Source organism: Pantoea sp. AS142 (assembly GCF_037152305.1).
Lineage (GTDB): Bacteria > Pseudomonadota > Gammaproteobacteria > Enterobacterales > Enterobacteriaceae > Pantoea.
In genome coordinates, this window is the sequence record NZ_JBBCMO010000001.1 from 121,777 (window position 1) to 139,396 (window position 17,620).

Annotated in this window: 16 protein-coding genes; 6 read left to right on the forward strand and 10 right to left on the reverse strand. The window is 52.2% G+C overall.

The features are described from left to right. Positions 1-115: 115 nt before the first annotated feature. Positions 116-1,564, forward strand: a complete 1,449-nt coding sequence (thiI, locus tag WFO64_RS00635) for a tRNA uracil 4-sulfurtransferase ThiI (RefSeq protein ID WP_337008065.1) — start codon at positions 116-118, stop codon at positions 1,562-1,564. Between the two features lie 67 nt (positions 1,565-1,631). On the opposite strand, the gene yajL is transcribed toward thiI, so the two are convergent. Next, positions 1,632-2,228, reverse strand: coding sequence for a protein deglycase YajL (gene yajL, locus WFO64_RS00640; protein WP_337008067.1), 597 nt, complete (start codon positions 2,226-2,228; stop codon positions 1,632-1,634). Further along, the gene (gene panE / locus WFO64_RS00645) at positions 2,182-3,102 is read right to left on the reverse strand and encodes a 2-dehydropantoate 2-reductase (RefSeq protein ID WP_337008069.1); all 921 of its coding nucleotides are present in this window, start codon (positions 3,100-3,102) and stop codon (positions 2,182-2,184) included. The genes yajL and panE overlap by 47 nt, the downstream gene beginning before the upstream one ends. 135 nt (positions 3,103-3,237) lie before the next feature. On the opposite strand from panE, the gene WFO64_RS00650 reads away from it, so the two are divergent. Next, positions 3,238-3,729 carry a YajQ family cyclic di-GMP-binding protein gene (locus WFO64_RS00650; protein WP_337008071.1) on the forward strand — a complete coding sequence of 164 codons (492 nt, stop codon included), beginning with the start codon at positions 3,238-3,240 and terminating at the stop codon, positions 3,727-3,729. Between the two features lie 399 nt (positions 3,730-4,128). On the opposite strand, the gene WFO64_RS00655 is transcribed toward WFO64_RS00650, so the two are convergent. The 8 genes from WFO64_RS00655 to WFO64_RS00690 all read right to left on the reverse strand — a co-directional run bounded on the left by WFO64_RS00655 (position 4,129) and on the right by WFO64_RS00690 (position 12,954). Beyond that, entirely contained in the window at positions 4,129-5,493 is a 1,365-nt protein-coding gene (locus tag WFO64_RS00655) for an MFS transporter (protein ID WP_337008073.1), read from the reverse strand. Positions 5,494-5,625: 132 nt separating this feature from the next. Beyond that, positions 5,626-6,513, reverse strand: a complete 888-nt coding sequence (gene cyoE / locus WFO64_RS00660) for a heme o synthase (protein WP_010255394.1) — start codon at positions 6,511-6,513, stop codon at positions 5,626-5,628. Positions 6,514-6,526: 13 nt separating this feature from the next. After that, the gene (locus WFO64_RS00665) at positions 6,527-6,856 is read right to left on the reverse strand and encodes a cytochrome o ubiquinol oxidase subunit IV (protein WP_008924889.1); all 330 of its coding nucleotides are present in this window, start codon (positions 6,854-6,856) and stop codon (positions 6,527-6,529) included. After that, positions 6,856-7,470, reverse strand: a complete 615-nt coding sequence (locus tag WFO64_RS00670) for a cytochrome o ubiquinol oxidase subunit III (protein ID WP_337008075.1) — start codon at positions 7,468-7,470, stop codon at positions 6,856-6,858. Before WFO64_RS00670 ends, WFO64_RS00665 begins: the two co-directional genes overlap by 1 nt. Continuing rightward, positions 7,470-9,452, reverse strand: coding sequence for a cytochrome o ubiquinol oxidase subunit I (cyoB, locus tag WFO64_RS00675; RefSeq protein WP_337008077.1), 1,983 nt, complete (start codon positions 9,450-9,452; stop codon positions 7,470-7,472). Before cyoB ends, WFO64_RS00670 begins: the two co-directional genes overlap by 1 nt. 4 nt (positions 9,453-9,456) lie before the next feature. After that, positions 9,457-10,383, reverse strand: a complete 927-nt coding sequence (gene cyoA, locus WFO64_RS00680; protein ID WP_337008079.1) for a cytochrome o ubiquinol oxidase subunit II — start codon at positions 10,381-10,383, stop codon at positions 9,457-9,459. Between the two features lie 426 nt (positions 10,384-10,809). Beyond that, a complete protein-coding gene (gene ampG / locus WFO64_RS00685) occupies positions 10,810-12,318 on the reverse strand; it encodes a muropeptide MFS transporter AmpG (RefSeq protein ID WP_337008081.1) in 1,509 nt (502 codons plus the stop codon). A 57-nt stretch (positions 12,319-12,375) separates the two neighbouring features. Further along, entirely contained in the window at positions 12,376-12,954 is a 579-nt protein-coding gene (locus WFO64_RS00690) for a lipoprotein (RefSeq protein WP_337008083.1), read from the reverse strand. 286 nt (positions 12,955-13,240) lie between these two features. Between WFO64_RS00690 and bolA the strand changes: the two genes are divergently transcribed. From bolA to clpX, 4 genes are all read left to right on the forward strand, one after another. After that, positions 13,241-13,555, forward strand: a complete 315-nt coding sequence (bolA, locus tag WFO64_RS00695; RefSeq protein ID WP_008924895.1) for a transcriptional regulator BolA — start codon at positions 13,241-13,243, stop codon at positions 13,553-13,555. Positions 13,556-13,848: 293 nt separating this feature from the next. Beyond that, positions 13,849-15,153 (forward strand): trigger factor, encoded by a 1,305-nt coding sequence (tig, locus tag WFO64_RS00700; protein WP_337008086.1) that lies wholly within the window; start codon positions 13,849-13,851, stop codon positions 15,151-15,153. 336 nt (positions 15,154-15,489) lie between these two features. Beyond that, positions 15,490-16,113, forward strand: a complete 624-nt coding sequence (gene clpP / locus WFO64_RS00705; RefSeq protein ID WP_337008088.1) for an ATP-dependent Clp endopeptidase proteolytic subunit ClpP — start codon at positions 15,490-15,492, stop codon at positions 16,111-16,113. A 134-nt stretch (positions 16,114-16,247) separates the two neighbouring features. Continuing rightward, positions 16,248-17,519 carry an ATP-dependent protease ATP-binding subunit ClpX gene (clpX, locus tag WFO64_RS00710; protein ID WP_003850494.1) on the forward strand — a complete coding sequence of 424 codons (1,272 nt, stop codon included), beginning with the start codon at positions 16,248-16,250 and terminating at the stop codon, positions 17,517-17,519. The last annotated feature ends 101 nt before the right edge of the window (positions 17,520-17,620 follow it).

The window sequence follows — 17,620 nt, forward strand, 5'->3', positions numbered from 1 at the left end:
GTGATATACTCCCGCGCCTCGGATGCGGTTGCGCCTTGCAGCCCGCAATTTTGTGATTTTACCAGCTAAGTGCTGCCTGTTTTAGCACTTATTTGCCCAACGAAGCTGTGTCGCCATGAAGTTTATTATCAAGTTATTTCCTGAAATCACCATCAAGAGTCCATCGGTGCGTTTGCGCTTTATTAAGATTCTTGCCAGCAATATTCGCAACGTCCTGAAAACCGTTAGCGACGAAATCGCCGTTGTGCGTCACTGGGATCACATTGAAGTGCGTTCGAAAAATCCGGTGCTGCGGGACATTATTCCCGATGAGCTGACGCGCATTCCGGGGATTCATCACGTTTTAGCGGTTGAAGATCGCGAGTACACCGATATTCATCACATCTTTGAACAGACGTTAGCGCAGTATCGCGACAGCCTTGAAGGGAAGAGCTTCTGCGTGCGTGTTAAACGTCGTGGTAAGCATAGCTTCAGTTCACAGGATGTGGAACGCTATGTTGGCGGGGGGCTGAATCAGCATATTGAAAGCGCCCGCGTGCAGCTTAAAAACCCGGACGTGACGGTAAATCTTGAAGTTGAAGAGAATCGCCTGACGCTGGTGACTGCACGCTACGAAGGATTAGGCGGCTTCCCGATCGGCACGCAGGAAGATGTGCTGTCACTTATTTCCGGCGGTTTTGACTCCGGCGTCTCCAGCTATATGTTGCTGCGTCGCGGCAGCCGCGTGCATTACTGCTTCTTTAATCTTGGCGGCGCCGCTCATGAGATTGGTGTCCGTCAGGTTGCGCATTATTTGTGGAATCGTTTTGGTCGTTCACACCGCGTGCGGTTTGTGGCTATTAATTTTGAGCCGGTAGTGGGTGAAATCCTTGAAAAAGTGGATGACGGCCAGATGGGCGTGGTGCTAAAGCGCATGATGGTGCGTGCCGCCTCGACGATTGCAGAGCGCTATGGCGTGCAGGCGCTGGTCACCGGTGAAGCGGTGGGTCAGGTGTCGAGCCAGACGCTGACCAACCTGCGCCTGATTGATAACGCGTCTGATACGTTGATTCTGCGTCCGCTGATCTCTCATGATAAAGAGCACATCATCAGGATCGCCCGGGCGATCGGGACCGAAGATTTTGCCAGCACCATGCCGGAATATTGTGGGGTGATTTCAAAAAGCCCCACGGTTAGAGCAGTAAAAGCGAAGATTGAGGCTGAAGAGCAGAATTTCGACTTTACGATTCTGGATCGGGTAGTGGAAGAAGCGACCAACGTCGACATCCGAACCATCGCTGAGCAGACAGAAGAAGAGGTAGTGGAAGTTGAGACCGTCGCCCTGCTGAGTGAAAATGACGTGGTGCTGGATATCCGGGCCATCGACGAGCAGGAAGAGAACCCACTGAAGCTGAAAGAGACGGAAGTGAAATCGCTGCCGTTTTACAAACTCAATACGCAGTTTGGCGACCTCGATCAGAACCGGACCTGGTTGCTCTATTGCGATCGTGGTGTCATGAGTCGTCTGCAAGCGCTCTATCTGCATGAGCAGGGCTTTAAAAACGTTAAAGTCTACCGCCCGTAGTCATGCACTGGTGCCAGTCAGCGCCTGTTAAGGTCTGACTGGCTGCATTGTTTATACCCAGATGGCTTTAAGCCTGATAGTCATAAATGCCCGGTGCCACCACCAGTTGCGCGGCAACCTCGCGCGCCATCTCTGTTCCCACCAGCAGATCAATCAGCTTCAGCGCAAAATCTATTGCTGTGCCGGGCCCCTGGCTTGTCAACAGATTGACGCGTGGATCCCAGACGACACGTCGTTCCATCCACTTGTCTGCCGGGATGGTCTCTTTTAAGCCCGGAAAGCCGGTCATGTTGCCAACCGGAAAAAGATCATGAGGGATCAGTACCGTACCTGCCGCTGCGCATATTGCGGCGACAATCCTCTGATTGAGGTGAAACTGACGTACCGTTTCGACTAACAGTGGACTGTCACGAAAGGTCTCGGCGCCTTTCAGTCCGCCGGGTAAGACGAGGGCGGCGAAATTATTGTCGGCTACCTCGACCAGCGGCACGTCAGCCAGCAGACGAACACCCCGTGAGCAGACAATCTCCCGATTGCCATCGCTTTCGACGCTGGCGGTGACGACCTTCATCCCGGCCCGAACCAGCAGGTCAATGGTGGTGACAGCTTCGATCTCTTCACTGCCATGTGCCAGGCAAACCAGCACCGATGCGTTCGCGGTCATAATGCGACTCCTTGCGTTTAACAATGTCATACAGACGGGTATTCTCTGTCAGCATCAGGCCATGCGTCCGGGCGCGGCGCAGCAGAAACCCGCTGATGTAGTCTATCTCGGTCAGCCGCTGGGCGCGTACGTCCTGCAGCATTGAAGAGGTGTTAGCCGCGGTGCTTTCAATCACGTCGAAGATAATGTCCTGCAGGCTTTCGCTGGCAACGCTCTGGCCTTCGCGCTCCATGACCCAGCTGATCTCTTCACACAATTGCGCAATCTGCTCCGGATAAGCGCGCAGTGCGCCGTTCTGGCACTCATACTCCACACTGAGCGGGTTGATGACGCAGTTGACTGCCAGCTTGCGCCAGCAGGCCGCGCGGATATTGTCATGCCATGCGACGTCGGGCAGGGCAGGGTGCAGGATGTCAGCGAGATCACTGTAAGCGGCGCTTTTACGATTACCGGGGCCGATGTGGGTGATGCCACTGGCAATGTGTTTGATGACGGTGCCATCGCGCATCGCCGCATGGGTGGTGACGCCGCGCAGCAGCGGTTGCGTGAGTCCTTTCAGTTCTTCCAGCGTTCCCATGCCATTGTGCAGCAGCATTACCGGACAGTTTTCTGGCAGAACACTTTCCAGATTTTTCACCGCGGGCGAGACCTGCGGGGCTTTGAGCGTGACCAGCAGCAGCTGGCTTTCCGCCAGAAACAGCGGATCGTTGGCGATAAAAGTGCGATTCGAAATGTTGCCTTGTGGATCGATCACATTGGCTGAACAGTAGGGCTGCGGCACCCGCAACCATCCCTGTACCTCATGTCCCTGGCGGGCAAGCGCTGTCAGCCAGATCTGACCCAGAGCACCGCAACCTAACACGGTAATTTTCATGCTGCCTCCCGCTGGCGGGCTATCCATTTGTTATTCACTGTCACAACTTCATTATAGCGTTGTGTGCAGCCTGATTTTATTTAGCACCCTAAGACGCGTATTATGCATGTCACTTTAGCGTCAGGAGAAGAAGAGATGCCATCTTTCGATATCGTTTCAGAAGTCGATCTGCAGGAAATTCGCAATGCGGTGGAGAATGCCAACCGTGAAGTGTCTACCCGCTTCGATTTCCGCAACGTGAGCGCCGAGTTTGAGCTCAACGAAAAGAATGAAACCATCAAAATTACCAGCGAGTCTGATTTTCAGGTTAAGCAGCTGGTGGATATTTTGCGTGAGAAGTTGCTGAAGCGCGGGATTGAAGGTGGCGCCCTGGAGGTGCCGGAAGAGATTGAGCACAGCGGCAAAAGCTGGGCGGTCGATGCCAAACTGAAAAAAGGCATTGAAAGCGACGTGGCGAAGAAGCTGGTGAAGCTGATTAAAGACAGCAAGCTGAAAGTGCAGACCCAGATTCAGGGTGAGGCGTTGCGGGTAACCGGCAAAGCGCGTGATGATTTGCAGGGTGCGATGGCAGTCGTGCGCGGCAGCAATCTGGGGCAGCCGTTCCAGTTTAAAAACTTCCGCGATTAAGCGGGCAGGCTGAATTTAAGCATGAATGCAGTGATAAAAACCCGGCTAAGGCCGGGTTTTTTGTTGTTGAGTTTGGGTGGGCTTCTATTGCTTTAAACAAGTCGAAATTCTGGGGTGAGTTGGATGGCGTCTGTGCGATCGCGCGCTTGCTCAGGGAGCCTGTGCCTTTCGCAAAAACGCAAAAGCGCCCTCCATGACGGCTCAGCGCGGGCCATCCCTGGCCCGCGATGCTTTGCTACAGGCACAGTCTCCCGTCGCTTTAAGTTTATGAGTCGTCTGCAACAGAACGAGTGCGTGTTTGAAGCTTAAGCTCGTGCTTGCTCCCATCAAGCCGGTTTCTAATGCACGCACGATCTCACAGCTAACCGGCCAGATTTAACCGCCAGAATCGGTGTTAAATTAGCAACTACCCAGCAGAGCTTCCAGTTGGGGGCGGCTGGTGACCTTACTGTCGATTTTGATGTAGGCGCTTTTCTCTTCAGGCACGATAAACACAGAGTTAACCCCCGGCTGCGCTTTCAGACGCTGCTCAAGATTCGGCACAGCCAGTGCGGCATCACTCAGCACAATGCGCAGGCTGCTGACATAGGGCGGCTCCTGCATTGTCATGCTGACAAACAGCCAGGCCGCAGCCACCATCGCGCCCACCAGAAACACGGTTTGTGCATCGAAATGCCCAAATACCCAGCCACCCATGCTGCCGCCAACCGCCACGCCCAGGAACTGGCTGGTGGAGTAGAGCCCCATCGCCGTGCCTTTATAGCCCGCGGGCGACTCTTTACTGATCAGTGAAGGCAGAATGGCTTCCATCAGATTGAAGGCAAAGAAGAAGAGCTGAACACCAACGACCAGCGTCCAGAAATGACCTTCTGCGCCCCACAATATGATCTCGGCAATGACAATCATCCCTACGCAGCCAATAAATACGCGCTTCATACGCCGCTTGACTTCGGCATAAATGATGAAGGGTACCACGCCGGCAAAGGCGATCAGCATGGTGGAGAGATAGACTTTCCAGTGTTCGGGGGCGGGGAAACCTGCCTGTTCAAACTGCCCCGGCAATGCAACAAAGCTCGACATCAGCAGGACGTGCAGGCAGAAAATACCGATATTGAGCTTCACCAGACGCGGGTTAGCCAGCACTTTACGGAAGCTGCCTTTAACCATGCCCGATTCACGGTTCAGTACATGATGAGACGAGGATGGAACCACCAGCAGGGTGATTATGATACCCAGCGATGCCAGAATCGCAATCATCCAGAACAGCGCCTGCAGGCCCAGTGCGTGAGTGACAATCGGGCCGACCACCATGGCAATCGCGAAGGTGACGCCAAAACTGATGCCAATAAACGCCATCGCTTTGGTGCGGTTCTGCTCACGGGTTAAATCAGATAACAGTGCCATCACGGCAGCGGCAATCGCCCCCGAGCCCTGCAGCGCACGGCCCAGAATAATGCCCCAGATAGAGTCGGTGCAGGCAGCGATAATACTGCCAAGGACAAACAGTAACAGTCCGCCGACGATCAACGGCTTACGACCAATGCGATCGGAGAGCAAACCAAAAGGAATCTGAAATATTGCCTGGGCAAGGCCATAAATGCCTATTGCCAGGCCAATTAAGGTTTCACTCGCGCCCTGTAATGCCATGCCATAAGTGGTCAGTACCGGCAGGACCATAAACATTCCCAGCATTCGCAGGGAAAAGACCGTACCGAGGCCCCATGTGGCGCGCAGCTCCACCGGAGTCATTTTATTATCGTTCATTCCAACCTCTGTTAATGTGCTGCATTTATTCTAGGGGGCGGGGCAGGGCGGGTAAAACAATAGTTTTTAAGCAGTGGTAACAAAAAGAAAGGGCGCGAAAATCGCGCCCTTTTCATACTGTATCGGTACCGGTTACCAGACGTAAGTCAGCAGATCCTTCGAGGCCGGAGCCATCGAATCTACCGACATCATCACGCTCAGCGCGGTGATGGTAACGATAGAGAAGACAAACAGTTTACGCGCCCAGACACGGTCATCTGCGGTTTTGTAACCCGATAATGCCATGCCGAGCCACCAGACGCTGACCGCAGCGGCCACCACCAGATATTTGTAGCCCGCGTAGCCTCCCAGCGTCAGCATCAGCGTGGCAATCATAAATGCCAGGATATAAAGCGTAATATGATTCTTAGCCACGGAAATGCCTTTCACCACCGGCAGAACCGGGATGTTTGCTGCCTGATAATCTTTAAAGCGGAAGATAGCAATCGCGTACGAATGCGGCATCTGCCACAGGCTAAAGATAGCCAGCAGGATCAACGCGCCAGCATCAAACTGGTTGGAGACCGCGCAGTAGCCGATAACCGGCGGCGCAGCACCCGACAGGCTTCCAATCAGCGTACCGTAAACGGAGTTACGCTTCATGTAGAGGCTGTAAATGCCCACGTAAACCACGAAGCCCATTACCGCCAGCCACATGGCCAGCGGATTAGCACCGAAGTAGAGCAACGCAAAGCCAGCAATACCCAGCACAGTGGCATAAACCAGGCTTACTTTCGCGGAGATGAGGCCTTTTACCAGCACCCGATTCCTGGTTCTCTCCATCTTGATATCAATGTCACGGTCAATCACATTGTTGAAAACACAACCGGATGCAACCACCAGTGACACGCCCACCAGGGTGATGAGAAACAGGGCGTAATCCGTGTTGCCTTTAGAAGCCAACAGAAATCCGCCGATCACAGAAATTAAATTCCCGAAAATAATTCCTGGTTTTGTAACTTGCAGGTATTGCTTAAACATTACGCGTGACTCTTTAGTGAGGCATCATGTTGTAGTTGAGGTTCCACATGATCCACAGTGAGCCTACTACGACAATCAGGATGATGATGGCCGAGAAAACAATGGCTACCATGTTCCAGCCACCCTCAGATTTGCTGTCTAAGTGCAGGAAGTAAACCAGGTGAACCAGCACCTGAATCACTGCGCAAACCAGAACAACACCGAGGATAGTACCGTGAGATGCACTGCCATCCATTACCATCCAGAACGGGATTGCTGTCAGGATGATAGAGAGGATGAAGCCAATCATGTAGGACTTCACGCTACCGTGTGAAGCACCATGTTCGTTAACAGAATGACTCATTACATGGCTCCCATCAGGTAAACAACGGTGAAGACGCAAATCCAGACCACGTCCAGGAAGTGCCAGAACAGGCTCAGACACATGATACGGGTGCGGTTAGTCGCGTTCAGGCCACGTTTGGAAATCTGGAACATCAGGACCAGCATCCAGATCAGACCTGAGGTCACGTGCAGACCGTGGGTACCGACCAGTGTAAAGAAGCCAGACAGGAAGCCACTGCGATTCGGACCAAAGCCTTCAGCAATCAGGTGATGGAACTCATAGATTTCCATCCCGATGAAGCCCAGACCGAACAGGAAGGTCAGCGCCAGCCAGCCGATAACGGCACCTTTTTGCTCCTTGTTCATGGAGATAACAGCCATGCCGTAAGTGATCGAACTCAATAGCAGCAGGGCGGTTTCTACCAGAACAAACGGCAGCTCAAAGATATCTTTGCCTGCCGGGCCACCGGCAGTGTTATTGACCATGACGGCATAGGTCGCAAACAGGGTTGCGAAGATAATGCAGTCACTCATCAGGTAGATCCAGAAGCCAAAGACTTTATTGGCTCCTGCATCGTGATGCCCATGTTCCGCATGGGCGTCGTGGTGATGTTTAAGAGTTTCAGTTGACATTATTTCAGACCTGCTTTGCTGATTTCGTCAAAGTGCTGGTTCTCAATCTTCTGAACCTCGGCAACAGGAACATAGTAGTCCACGTCTTCGTCGAAGCTCTTCACGATCCAGGAAACGATCATGCCGAGGAATGAAACACCCGCCAGCCACCAGATATGCCAGATCAGCGCGAAACCCATCACCGTCGCGAATGCGCAGATGACAATTGCGGCACCGCTGTTTTTCGGCATATGAATCTCTTCATACGATTCCGGCTGTTTGTACGCTTCGCCTTTCTCTTTCATTTCCCAGAAAGCGTCACGCTCATGCACATGTGGGATGACAGCAAAGTTATAGAACGGTGGTGGTGAAGAGGTTGCCCACTCCAGCGTACGACCGCCCCATGGGTCACCTGTCACATCACGGTTCTGATCGCGGTCACGTACAGAGACGTAGAACATGGTCAGCTGACACAGGATACCCAGTGCAATCAGACCGGCACCGCCCGCAGCCACTACCAATAAGGTGTGGAACTGTGGATCGATATCCTGGCTCAGACGACGGGTCATACCCATGAAGCCCAGTGCGTACAGCGGCATGAAGGCGACGAAGAATCCAATGATCCAGAACCAGAATGCGCGCTTGCCCCAGGTTTCGTTCAGGGTGAAGCCGAATGCTTTCGGGAACCAGTAGGTTACGCCTGCCATACAACCGAACACCACGCCACCGATGATAACGTTATGGAAGTGTGCAATCAGGAACAGGCTGTTGTGCAGAATAAAGTCAGCACCTGGAACGGCCAGCAGTACGCCAGTCATACCCCCTACGGAGAAGGTTACCAGGAAGCCAACGGTCCACAGCATGGCAGAGTGCATCTGAATGCGGCCCTGATACATGGTGAACAGCCAGTTAAAGATTTTCACCCCGGTTGGAATGGCGATGATCATCGTCATGATACCGAAGAAGGCGTTAACGTTGGCACCTGCACCCATGGTGAAGAAGTGGTGTAGCCAGACGATAAACGACAGCACGGTAATGGCGATGGTCGCCCACACCAGTGAGGTATAACCGAACAGGCGTTTTTTGGAGAAGGTCGCGGTAATTTCTGCGAATACACCAAACACCGGCAGAACCAGGATATACACTTCCGGATGGCCCCAGACCCAGATCAGGTTGACGTACATCATCATGTTCCCGCCCATTTCATTGGTGAAGAAATGGAAGCCGAGATAACGATCAAGGGTCAACAGTGCCAGAGTCACCGTCAGAACCGGGAACGCAGCGATGATCAGGACGTTGGTGCACAGCGCGGTCCAGGTAAATACCGGCATTTTGAACAGGCTCATGCCCGGTGCGCGCATCTTCAGAATGGTCACGAAGAAGTTAATACCGGTTAAGGTCGTACCAATACCTGAGAGCTGAAGGCTCCAGATCCAGTAATCGACCCCGACCCCGGGACTGTACTCCGCACCAGAGAGCGGCGGATACGCCAGCCAGCCGGTCTGTGCGAACTCGCCCACACCCAGCGACAGGTTAACCAGGATCACACCGACCGCAGTAAACCAGAAGCTCAGGTTGTTCAGGAACGGGAACGCGACGTCACGTGCGCCAATCTGCAATGGAACGGCGATGTTCATCAGGCCAACCACGAAAGGCATCGCTACGAAGAAGATCATAATCACGCCATGCGCGGTGAAGATCTGGTCGTAGTGGTGCGGTGGCAGAATGCCTGCTTCACCGGCCGAAGCCATAACCTGTTGGGTACGCATCATAATGGCATCAGCGAAACCACGAATCAGCATGACGAACGCCATGATGATATACATGATACCCAGTCGTTTGTGATCGACTGACGTCAGCCATTCAGACCACAGATATTTCCACTTACCAAAATAGGTGAGCGCAGCGACCAGCGCCAGACCACCTATGATGATAGCGGCGACCGTAACCATGATAATCGGCTCATGATACGGCACTGCATCCAGTGTTAATTTTCCGAACATCGTATTATTCCTCGGCTCCCGCGGAAGCGGCGTGACTCATGTCCATACCTTCATGCTGAGGCATGTCCATTTTCCCGTGGCTCATCTTGAACTTGTCGATGACTTGCATGAACAGTTTCGGATCAGCTGAAGAGAAATATTCCACCGGGTGATTTTCGCTTGGCACGGCCACTTTCTCGAAATCATCCATAGTGCTCAGCGTGTTAGGGGCTGCTTTAACTTTAGCCACCCACTGCTGGAATTCCGCATCATCTTTGGTTGCAATGGCTTTAAACTTCATGCCAGAGAAACCACGACCACTGAAGTTCGCAGAGATACCGTCAAAAATGCCCGGCTCATTCGCAATCAGATGCAGCTTGGTCTGCATACCAGCCATCGCATAAATTTGGCTGCCGAGCGTTGGGATGAAGAAAGAGTTCATGACGGAATTAGACGTGATTTTAAAGTTCACCGGAGTATTTGCCGGGAAGGCAATCTGGTTCACGGTCGCAATACCCTGTTCCGGGTAAATAAACAACCATTTCCAGTCCAGCGCAACCACATCGATCTCAACCGGTTTCACATCAGATTGCAGCGGTTTGCTGGGCTCCAGTGCGTGGGTTGATTTCCAGGTCAGCACGCTGAGGAAGAGAATGATCAGGATTGGAATGGTCCAGACCACGGCTTCCACTTTGTTAGAGTGTGACCAATTGGGGCTGTACTTCGCATTCGTGTTGGACGCCCGATATTTCCAGGCAAACACCACGGCCATCAGGACTGCGGGAATCACGACGATCAACATCAGGCCAAAGGCAGTCAGTATCAGCGAACGTTGCTCCAGTGCAATCTGTCCTTTGGGATTCAACAATGCACTATCGCAGCCACTCATTAATAAAGTGCCTGCAATTAATGACAAAATCCCCAAACTTTTATTGTATTTACTGAGTCTCATTTAACGACCTCAATGACAAAGGGCTCTATTGTCGTTTAAGTGTGCGCGCATTTTACGGGAAGGTTTATGCAGTGTAAACCAGCTTAAGGATGTGTCAGATACGTGTTGACACCTTTTGCTAAGGGTGTCACAGATGTTGCGTCAGGTGACAAATAATTAACGCAGACAAGCAGTTGGCGTCAATATAACAAAAACCAGTGGAAGTAACCGTAAAAAAATCAGGGAAAGGAATAACCCTTACTTTTAACTCCCAAATATTTAACAAGTCTGCATCATTTCCGCGATGAAATTTAACTAAAGTAATTGCTCACCGTTTTTTAGTATTTCCGCTGCGCCTCCTCAGGCCATATTGTTATTTTTTAAAAATAACACGCGATGATAAATGACGGCGACTTATCCGTTTGTCATAAAATAAGCCGCAGCCCGTTAACCTGTCGATTTCTCTTGAGCGTCTGATGCAGGTAACACAGGGGTTCTCTTCAGCGCCCGATAGTCCAGCAATACCCCCAAAAGCACCGCCAGCAGAGAGAGCGTCATCCCCAACTCAAAAAGGCGGGTGAGCAGCGGTGTCAGTACAGTGACTTCCAGGGCATTCAGTGCCAGAGCGACCAGCCAGAGAGCCAGTACGCCACATCCTGCTGCAAACAGACGATTAGTCCAGCGATAGCCATGAGGATAGTAGCTACGTGTGGGAAAATTGCCACTTTGCTCGACCTGATTCAGCGTTTGCCGGCAAAAAGCCAGAAGCACCAGGCCTGGCAGTCCCGCCACCACCGTAAAAGCATAAAAGGTTGGCCAGCCCCAGAGTTCCACCAGCCAGCCCGCTGCCGGGCCGACATAGACACGGCCTACCGCTGAGAGCGCCGATAACAGGGCAAACTGGGTCGCTGAAAATGATTTATTGCACAGCGTCATTAATAGCGCCACAAAGGCCGCGGTACCCATGCCGCCACAGAGATTTTCGACAAAGACTGCGCTGGCCATGCTCCACAACTGTTTGTCTGTTACCGCCAGCAGCCAATAACCAAAGTTCGAGACCGCCTGCAGTGCGCCGAAAATCATCAGCGCCCGGAACAGACTCAGGCGCTGCATCAGCACGCCCCCATAGAGTGCCCCGATAATGGTTGCCAGCAGACCCAGCGTTTTGTTGACCAGGCCGACGTCACCGGCATTGAACCCAACGCCGCGAATCAAAAAGGTGGTGGTCAGCGAGGCGGCAAACGCATCGCCCAGCTTATAAAGAATGATCAGAGTGATCAGCAGCCAGGCATTGTTACGCTGAAAGAAATCGTTTAGCGGATCGACAACCGCCTGACGCAGCGAATGGGGGGGAGAGGAGCGTGTGTCTGGCTCGCTCGCCATCAGTGTCGCGATAATGCCCGGCACCAACATGAGTGCCATCAACCAGTAGGTCACCTGCCAGCCCAGATAGCGGTCAGCGAGCCACAGCGCAAGCCCGCCTGAAATCAGCATCGCCAGTCGATAACCCAGCACGGTGATAGCCGCGCCGCTGCCGCGCGCTTCAGGCGGCAGGATATCGGTTTTCCAGGCGTCAAAAACAATGTCCTGAGAGGCGGAGCAGAAGGCGATCAGCACCGCCAGCGCTGCCATTAGGGTAAGGTCGCGCCCTGGTTGCAGAAATCCCATTGCGATAATGCCGCCAATCAGCGCCAACTGACTGACCAGTAACCAGCCGCGACGCCGGCCCAGAAAAGGCGGCGTATAACGATCCATCATCGGCGACCAGAGAAACTTAAAAACATAAGCCTGGCCGACCAGCGAAAAGAAGCCGATGGTTTTCAAATCGACATTTTCCACTGTCATCCACGCCTGCAACGTGCCCGAGGTCAGTGCCAGCGGCAGTCCGGATGCAAAACCGAGGAGCAGTAACACGGCTGCGTTTTTCTGGCTGAAGAGGCGAAGATAGTGATTCATGCGGATCCTGCAGATAACAAGAAGCCCTGCGCAAGGCAGGGCAGAGGAGAGACTGGATTAACGGGCGTTCTGCTTAATGAAGTCGTTGACGCTGGTGTCCTGAGCCATGTCCGCGATCACATCGCTCATGGTCGCATTCACCGCGTTAGTAATCTTCTGGTTATTAGCGCTGAACGCGCCTTCTACACTGTAAGTCTGGCGGTAGTTTTTAACCTGCTTGTTGCCATTTTTCGCTGTCGCGATAATGGAGATGTCCGCTTTAGTGGTAATGCTGTAGCGCACATTGCCCTGGGTGACATCAGCATAAAGGTTGTTAACCACAATCTGCAGATCGACAGCGCCATTAGGACCAACCATATAGCCGCGGGCTGTCATCTGTTTCTCCAGCACTTCCTGCAGCAGGAAACGCAGATCACGCGATGGCGTTAAGGTCACTAACTGACCATCACGGTTAACTTTTGCCAGCGCCTGATCTTTACGCTGATCGGCACCGTTAATACTAACGGTCACGCCCATCAGGCCTGGATCCTGCTGCGGAAGCTGAATTTTAGGCTGGATAGTCAGGGTATTATTGCTGGTTGCACAGCCAGCTAAAATGAACGCAGCCAACAGGGGTAATAACAGTTTTTTCAACATACTTTTTCTCGTTGATGTCAGGGGGTTGGTTTGCAAAAACTGCGGTCATCATAGCATTGCCCTGCTGTGAAAAAAGCCCTGTTCCAGGGGAATTTGTGTCTGAAACTATTTTAAGCGGGGCGATGGGTAGGACAGTTTGCGGTTCGTTTCAGCTGCGTTATTATGCGCGTCGTCGGCATGCAGCCTACAAATGCAATATTTAGCGTCAGCTGGCGGGTAAGCGCACTAAAAGCGACTAAGATTGAATGAGATGGGGCACCGCGCTCGCCATTGAGGAGTAATAGCCATGATCCGCGAACAAATAGAAGAAAAGCTGCGTGTGGCGTTTCAGCCAGCTCATCTGGAAGTGCATGACGAAAGTTACCGGCACAACGTTCCTGCCGGATCGGAAAGTCACTTTAAAGTGGTCATTGTCAGCGACTGCTTTGCAGGTCAGCGCTTTCTGGCGCGTCATCGCCTGATTTATGGCGAACTGGCGGCTGAATTAGCGGGCAGTGTACATGCCTTAGCTCTGCATACTTATACTTTGAAAGAGTGGGAAGGGCTGCAGGATACCGTACTGGCATCGCCTAACTGCCGTGGTGCCGGAACACTCGCCTGATCTCCCTTCTCTGAAACGGCCCACGGGCCGTTTTTTCTGTAATTTAGCGAAAAACGCGATCCCCGGCTCAAAAAAGCAGCAAACCTGCTGAAAAGTGGTGAGTTAGTATCCTCGACTCATTCCAGCGATGCCGCTATAATGCTGCGTCTATTTTTCCGGAATGTCTTCGGGACGCTTCTGGTAACAGGGATCAGGTTCTCTTCACGGAAGCCGTCCCGGTTGTTGGATACGGCGCATTTCACTATGTGTGGTGTCTGAAGTTGACCGAGCACGTGATTTTTTGAGGTAACAAGATGCAAGTTTCTGTAGAAACCACTCAGGGCCTGGGCCGTCGCATTACGATTACTGTCGCTGCTGACAGCATCGAAAGCGCAGTAAAAAAAGAACTGGTTGACGTTGCCAGGAAAGTTCGCATCGATGGTTTCCGTAAAGGCAAAGTGCCGATGAACATCGTGGCGCAGCGTTACGGCGCTTCTGTCCGTCAGGACGTGCTGGGCGAGCTGATGACGCGCAACTTTGTTGACGCTATCATCAAAGAAAAAATCAACCCGGCTGGCGCGCCTAACTATGTGCCGGGCGAATACAAAGAAGGTCAGGATTTCACCTACTCGGTTGAATTCGAAGTCTATCCGGAAGTTGAGCTGAAAGGCCTGGAAAACATCGAAGTTGAAAAGCCATTGGTTGAAGTGACTGATGCCGATGTGGATACCATGCTGGACACCCTGCGCAAGCAGCAGGCCAACTGGATCGAGAGTGACGCTGCTGCAGGTCCGGAAGATCGTGCCACTATCGATTTCAACGGTTCCGTTGACGGTGAAGAATTCGAAGGCGGCAAAGCCGCTGATTTCGTTCTGGCCATGGGCCAGGGCCGCATGATTCCAGGCTTTGAAGAAGGCGTTGTGGGTCACAAAGCGGGCGAGACCTTCACTATTGATGTGAAATTCCCGGACGACTACCACGCAGAAACCCTGAAAGGGAAAGAGGCGAAGTTCGAGATCGTGCTGAAGAAAGTCGAAACGCGCGAACTGCCAGAGCTGACTGAAGAGTTCATCAAACGTTTCGGCGTTGAAGATGGTTCAGTTGCCGGTCTGCGCACTGAAGTGCGTAAGAACATGGATCGCGAGCTGAAAGGCGCTATCCGTAACCGCATCAAAACTCAGGCGATCGACGGCCTGGTTGACGCTAACGAAATCGACGTGCCAGCGGCACTGGTTGACAGCGAAATCGACGTTCTGCGTCGTCAGGCTGCACAGCGTTTTGGTGGCAACGAACAGCAGGCGCTGGAACTGCCACGCGAACTGTTTGAAGAGCAGGCTAAACGCCGTGTTGTTGTCGGTCTGCTGCTGGGCGAAGTGATTCGTACCCACGAGCTGAAAGCTGATGAAGCACGCGTAAGCACAATGATTGAAGAGATGGCTTCTGCGTATGAAGATCCGCAGGAAGTGATTGAGTTCTACAGCAAGAATAACGAGCTGATGAACAATATGCGCAACGTCGCGCTGGAAGAGCAAGCGGTTGAAGCGGTCCTGGCGAAAGCTAAAGTGACCGAGAAAGAGACTAACTTCCAGGATCTGATGAATCAGACCACTCAGGCCTGATTACGCATTTAACCGTCAGTGCTAAGCCCGTGGCTGAAAAGTCGCGGGCTTTTTTGTGTTTTGCGTCCAGATAGCAACTCTTTGCCGCTATTTGTCTAATTAATCGGCAAATTATTCACGCATCGCTTTTTGCGGGTTAGCGAACAGGGAAAAGATTGTTATGCTTGAAACATGCGTGCAGTACCCCCAGATAAAGGGAGTATGCAGGAATGAGAGTGAGGCTGGCTGATTAACCGTCCTGAAGGTGTCGGAAAGGGGCGCCGCGTGGAGTTTCCCGTGCGTCTTACGTAGAATCGGTACAGAATGTTGCCAATGAATTTTTTCCAGGAGACGGTAATGTCATACAGTGTCGATCGTGAATATACTGCACCGCACAATGCGCTGGTGCCAATGGTGGTTGAACAAACTTCGCGTGGTGAGCGTTCTTACGACATCTACTCCCGTTTGCTAAAAGAGCGTGTAATCTTTCTGACGGGTCAGGTTGAAGACCACATGGCTAATCTGATCGTGGCGCAGATGCTGTTTCTGGAAGCTGAAAACCCGGAAAAAGATATCTATCTCTACATCAATTCACCGGGCGGTGTGATCACGGCCGGTATGTCGATTTACGACACCATGAAATTTATTAAACCGGATGTCAGCACCATCTGTATGGGGCAGGCCTGCTCAATGGGCGCCTTCCTGCTGACGGCGGGTACCAAGGGCAAACGTTTCTGTCTGCCAAACTCACGTGTGATGATCCACCAGCCACTGGGCGGCTATCAGGGTCAGGCATCAGACATTGAAATCCATGCGCGCGAGATCCTTAAAGTCAAACAGCGTATGAATGAACTGATGGCTGAGCACACCGGTAAAACGCTGGAAGAAATCGAGCGCGATACTGAGCGTGATCGTTTCCTCTCTGCAAGTGAAGCGGTAGAGTACGGATTAGTCGATTCAATTCTGACGCATCGCCAATAAGACCCGACTGACCCCTGTCCCTGGTCTATAGTTAACAGGACAACGGGTCTATTATGGGTTGAATGAATTTCGGTCGTCCATGTACGGCCTGAGCCGTACGCGGGTATGGCCTGAGAACAAGAAGAGGTTAACTGATGACAGATAAGCGCAAAGACGGTTCAGGAAAGTTGCTGTACTGCTCTTTTTGCGGCAAAAGCCAGCATGAAGTGCGAAAGCTGATTGCCGGGCCGTCAGTGTATATCTGCGATGAGTGTGTTGACCTGTGCAACGACATCATTCGCGAAGAGATTAAAGAAGTTGCTCCGCATCGTGAACGTAGTGCATTGCCAACCCCACATGAGATTCGCCATCACCTCGATGATTATGTCATCGGTCAGGAAAGAGCGAAGAAAGTGCTGGCGGTCGCGGTCTATAATCACTACAAGCGTCTGCGCAACGGCGATACCAGTAATGGCATCGAGTTGGGTAAAAGTAACATTCTGCTGATTGGCCCGACCGGTAGTGGTAAAACGCTGCTGGCAGAAACTCTTGCACGCCTGCTGGATGTGCCGTTCACCATGGCTGACGCCACCACACTGACTGAAGCCGGTTACGTGGGTGAAGATGTTGAAAACATCATCCAGAAACTGCTGCAGAAGTGCGACTATGACGTACAAAAAGCGCAGCGCGGCATCGTCTACATTGATGAAATCGATAAAATCTCACGTAAGTCTGATAACCCGTCGATTACCCGTGACGTGTCAGGTGAAGGCGTACAGCAAGCACTGCTTAAGCTGATTGAAGGCACCGTGGCTGCCGTTCCACCGCAGGGTGGACGTAAGCATCCACAGCAGGAATTTTTGCAGGTTGATACCTCTAAAATTCTGTTTATCTGTGGCGGCGCATTTGCCGGCCTGGACAAAGTGATCTCCCAGCGTGTGGAAACCGGATCCGGTATCGGCTTCGGTGCAACCGTAAAAGGGAAATCGCAAAAAGCCAGCGAAGGCGAACTGCTTTCACAATGTGAGCCAGAAGATTTGATCAAGTTTGGTCTGATCCCTGAGTTTATCGGTCGTCTGCCTGTGGTTGCGACCCTGAGTGAGCTGAGCGAAGAAGCGCTGATTCAGATTCTACGTGAGCCGAAAAACGCGCTGACAAAACAGTACCAGGCGCTATTTAACCTGGAAGGCGTTGAACTGGAGTTCCGTGATGAGGCGTTAACCGCCATTGCTAAAAAAGCAATGTCACGTAAAACCGGAGCGCGTGGTCTGCGTTCAATTGTAGAAGGTGCGTTGCTGGAAACAATGTATGACCTGCCTTCCATGGATGACGTAGAAAAAGTAGTGATTGATGAATCAGTTATTGAAGGTCAGTCTGAGCCCATGTTGATCTACGGTAAGCATGAAGCGCAGGCATCTGGCGAATAATTAAACAGATCATCCATGTTGTACTATTAAAAAAGGGGAAAATGTTTCCCCTTTTGCTTTTCTCGCCTCTGTGACGTTGAATGTCGGACAATCATCCCCAT

Excerpts from the sequence above, each read along its gene's own strand:
- thiI (WP_337008065.1), top strand. The coding sequence starts at position 116 with ATGAAGTTTATTATCAAGTTATTTCCTGAAATCACCATCAAGAGTCCA.
- yajL (WP_337008067.1), bottom strand. The coding sequence starts at position 2,228 with ATGACCGCGAACGCATCGGTGCTGGTTTGCCTGGCACATGGCAGTGAA.
- panE (WP_337008069.1), bottom strand. The coding sequence starts at position 3,102 with ATGAAAATTACCGTGTTAGGTTGCGGTGCTCTGGGTCAGATCTGGCTG.
- WFO64_RS00650 (WP_337008071.1), top strand. The coding sequence starts at position 3,238 with ATGCCATCTTTCGATATCGTTTCAGAAGTCGATCTGCAGGAAATTCGC.
- WFO64_RS00655 (WP_337008073.1), bottom strand. The coding sequence starts at position 5,493 with ATGAACGATAATAAAATGACTCCGGTGGAGCTGCGCGCCACATGGGGC.
- cyoE (WP_010255394.1), bottom strand. The coding sequence starts at position 6,513 with ATGTTTAAGCAATACCTGCAAGTTACAAAACCAGGAATTATTTTCGGG.
- WFO64_RS00665 (WP_008924889.1), bottom strand. The coding sequence starts at position 6,856 with ATGAGTCATTCTGTTAACGAACATGGTGCTTCACACGGTAGCGTGAAG.
- WFO64_RS00670 (WP_337008075.1), bottom strand. The coding sequence starts at position 7,470 with ATGTCAACTGAAACTCTTAAACATCACCACGACGCCCATGCGGAACAT.
- cyoB (WP_337008077.1), bottom strand. The coding sequence starts at position 9,452 with ATGTTCGGAAAATTAACACTGGATGCAGTGCCGTATCATGAGCCGATT.
- cyoA (WP_337008079.1), bottom strand. The coding sequence starts at position 10,383 with ATGAGACTCAGTAAATACAATAAAAGTTTGGGGATTTTGTCATTAATT.
- ampG (WP_337008081.1), bottom strand. The coding sequence starts at position 12,318 with ATGAATCACTATCTTCGCCTCTTCAGCCAGAAAAACGCAGCCGTGTTA.
- WFO64_RS00690 (WP_337008083.1), bottom strand. The coding sequence starts at position 12,954 with ATGTTGAAAAAACTGTTATTACCCCTGTTGGCTGCGTTCATTTTAGCT.
- bolA (WP_008924895.1), top strand. The coding sequence starts at position 13,241 with ATGATCCGCGAACAAATAGAAGAAAAGCTGCGTGTGGCGTTTCAGCCA.
- tig (WP_337008086.1), top strand. The coding sequence starts at position 13,849 with ATGCAAGTTTCTGTAGAAACCACTCAGGGCCTGGGCCGTCGCATTACG.
- clpP (WP_337008088.1), top strand. The coding sequence starts at position 15,490 with ATGTCATACAGTGTCGATCGTGAATATACTGCACCGCACAATGCGCTG.
- clpX (WP_003850494.1), top strand. The coding sequence starts at position 16,248 with ATGACAGATAAGCGCAAAGACGGTTCAGGAAAGTTGCTGTACTGCTCT.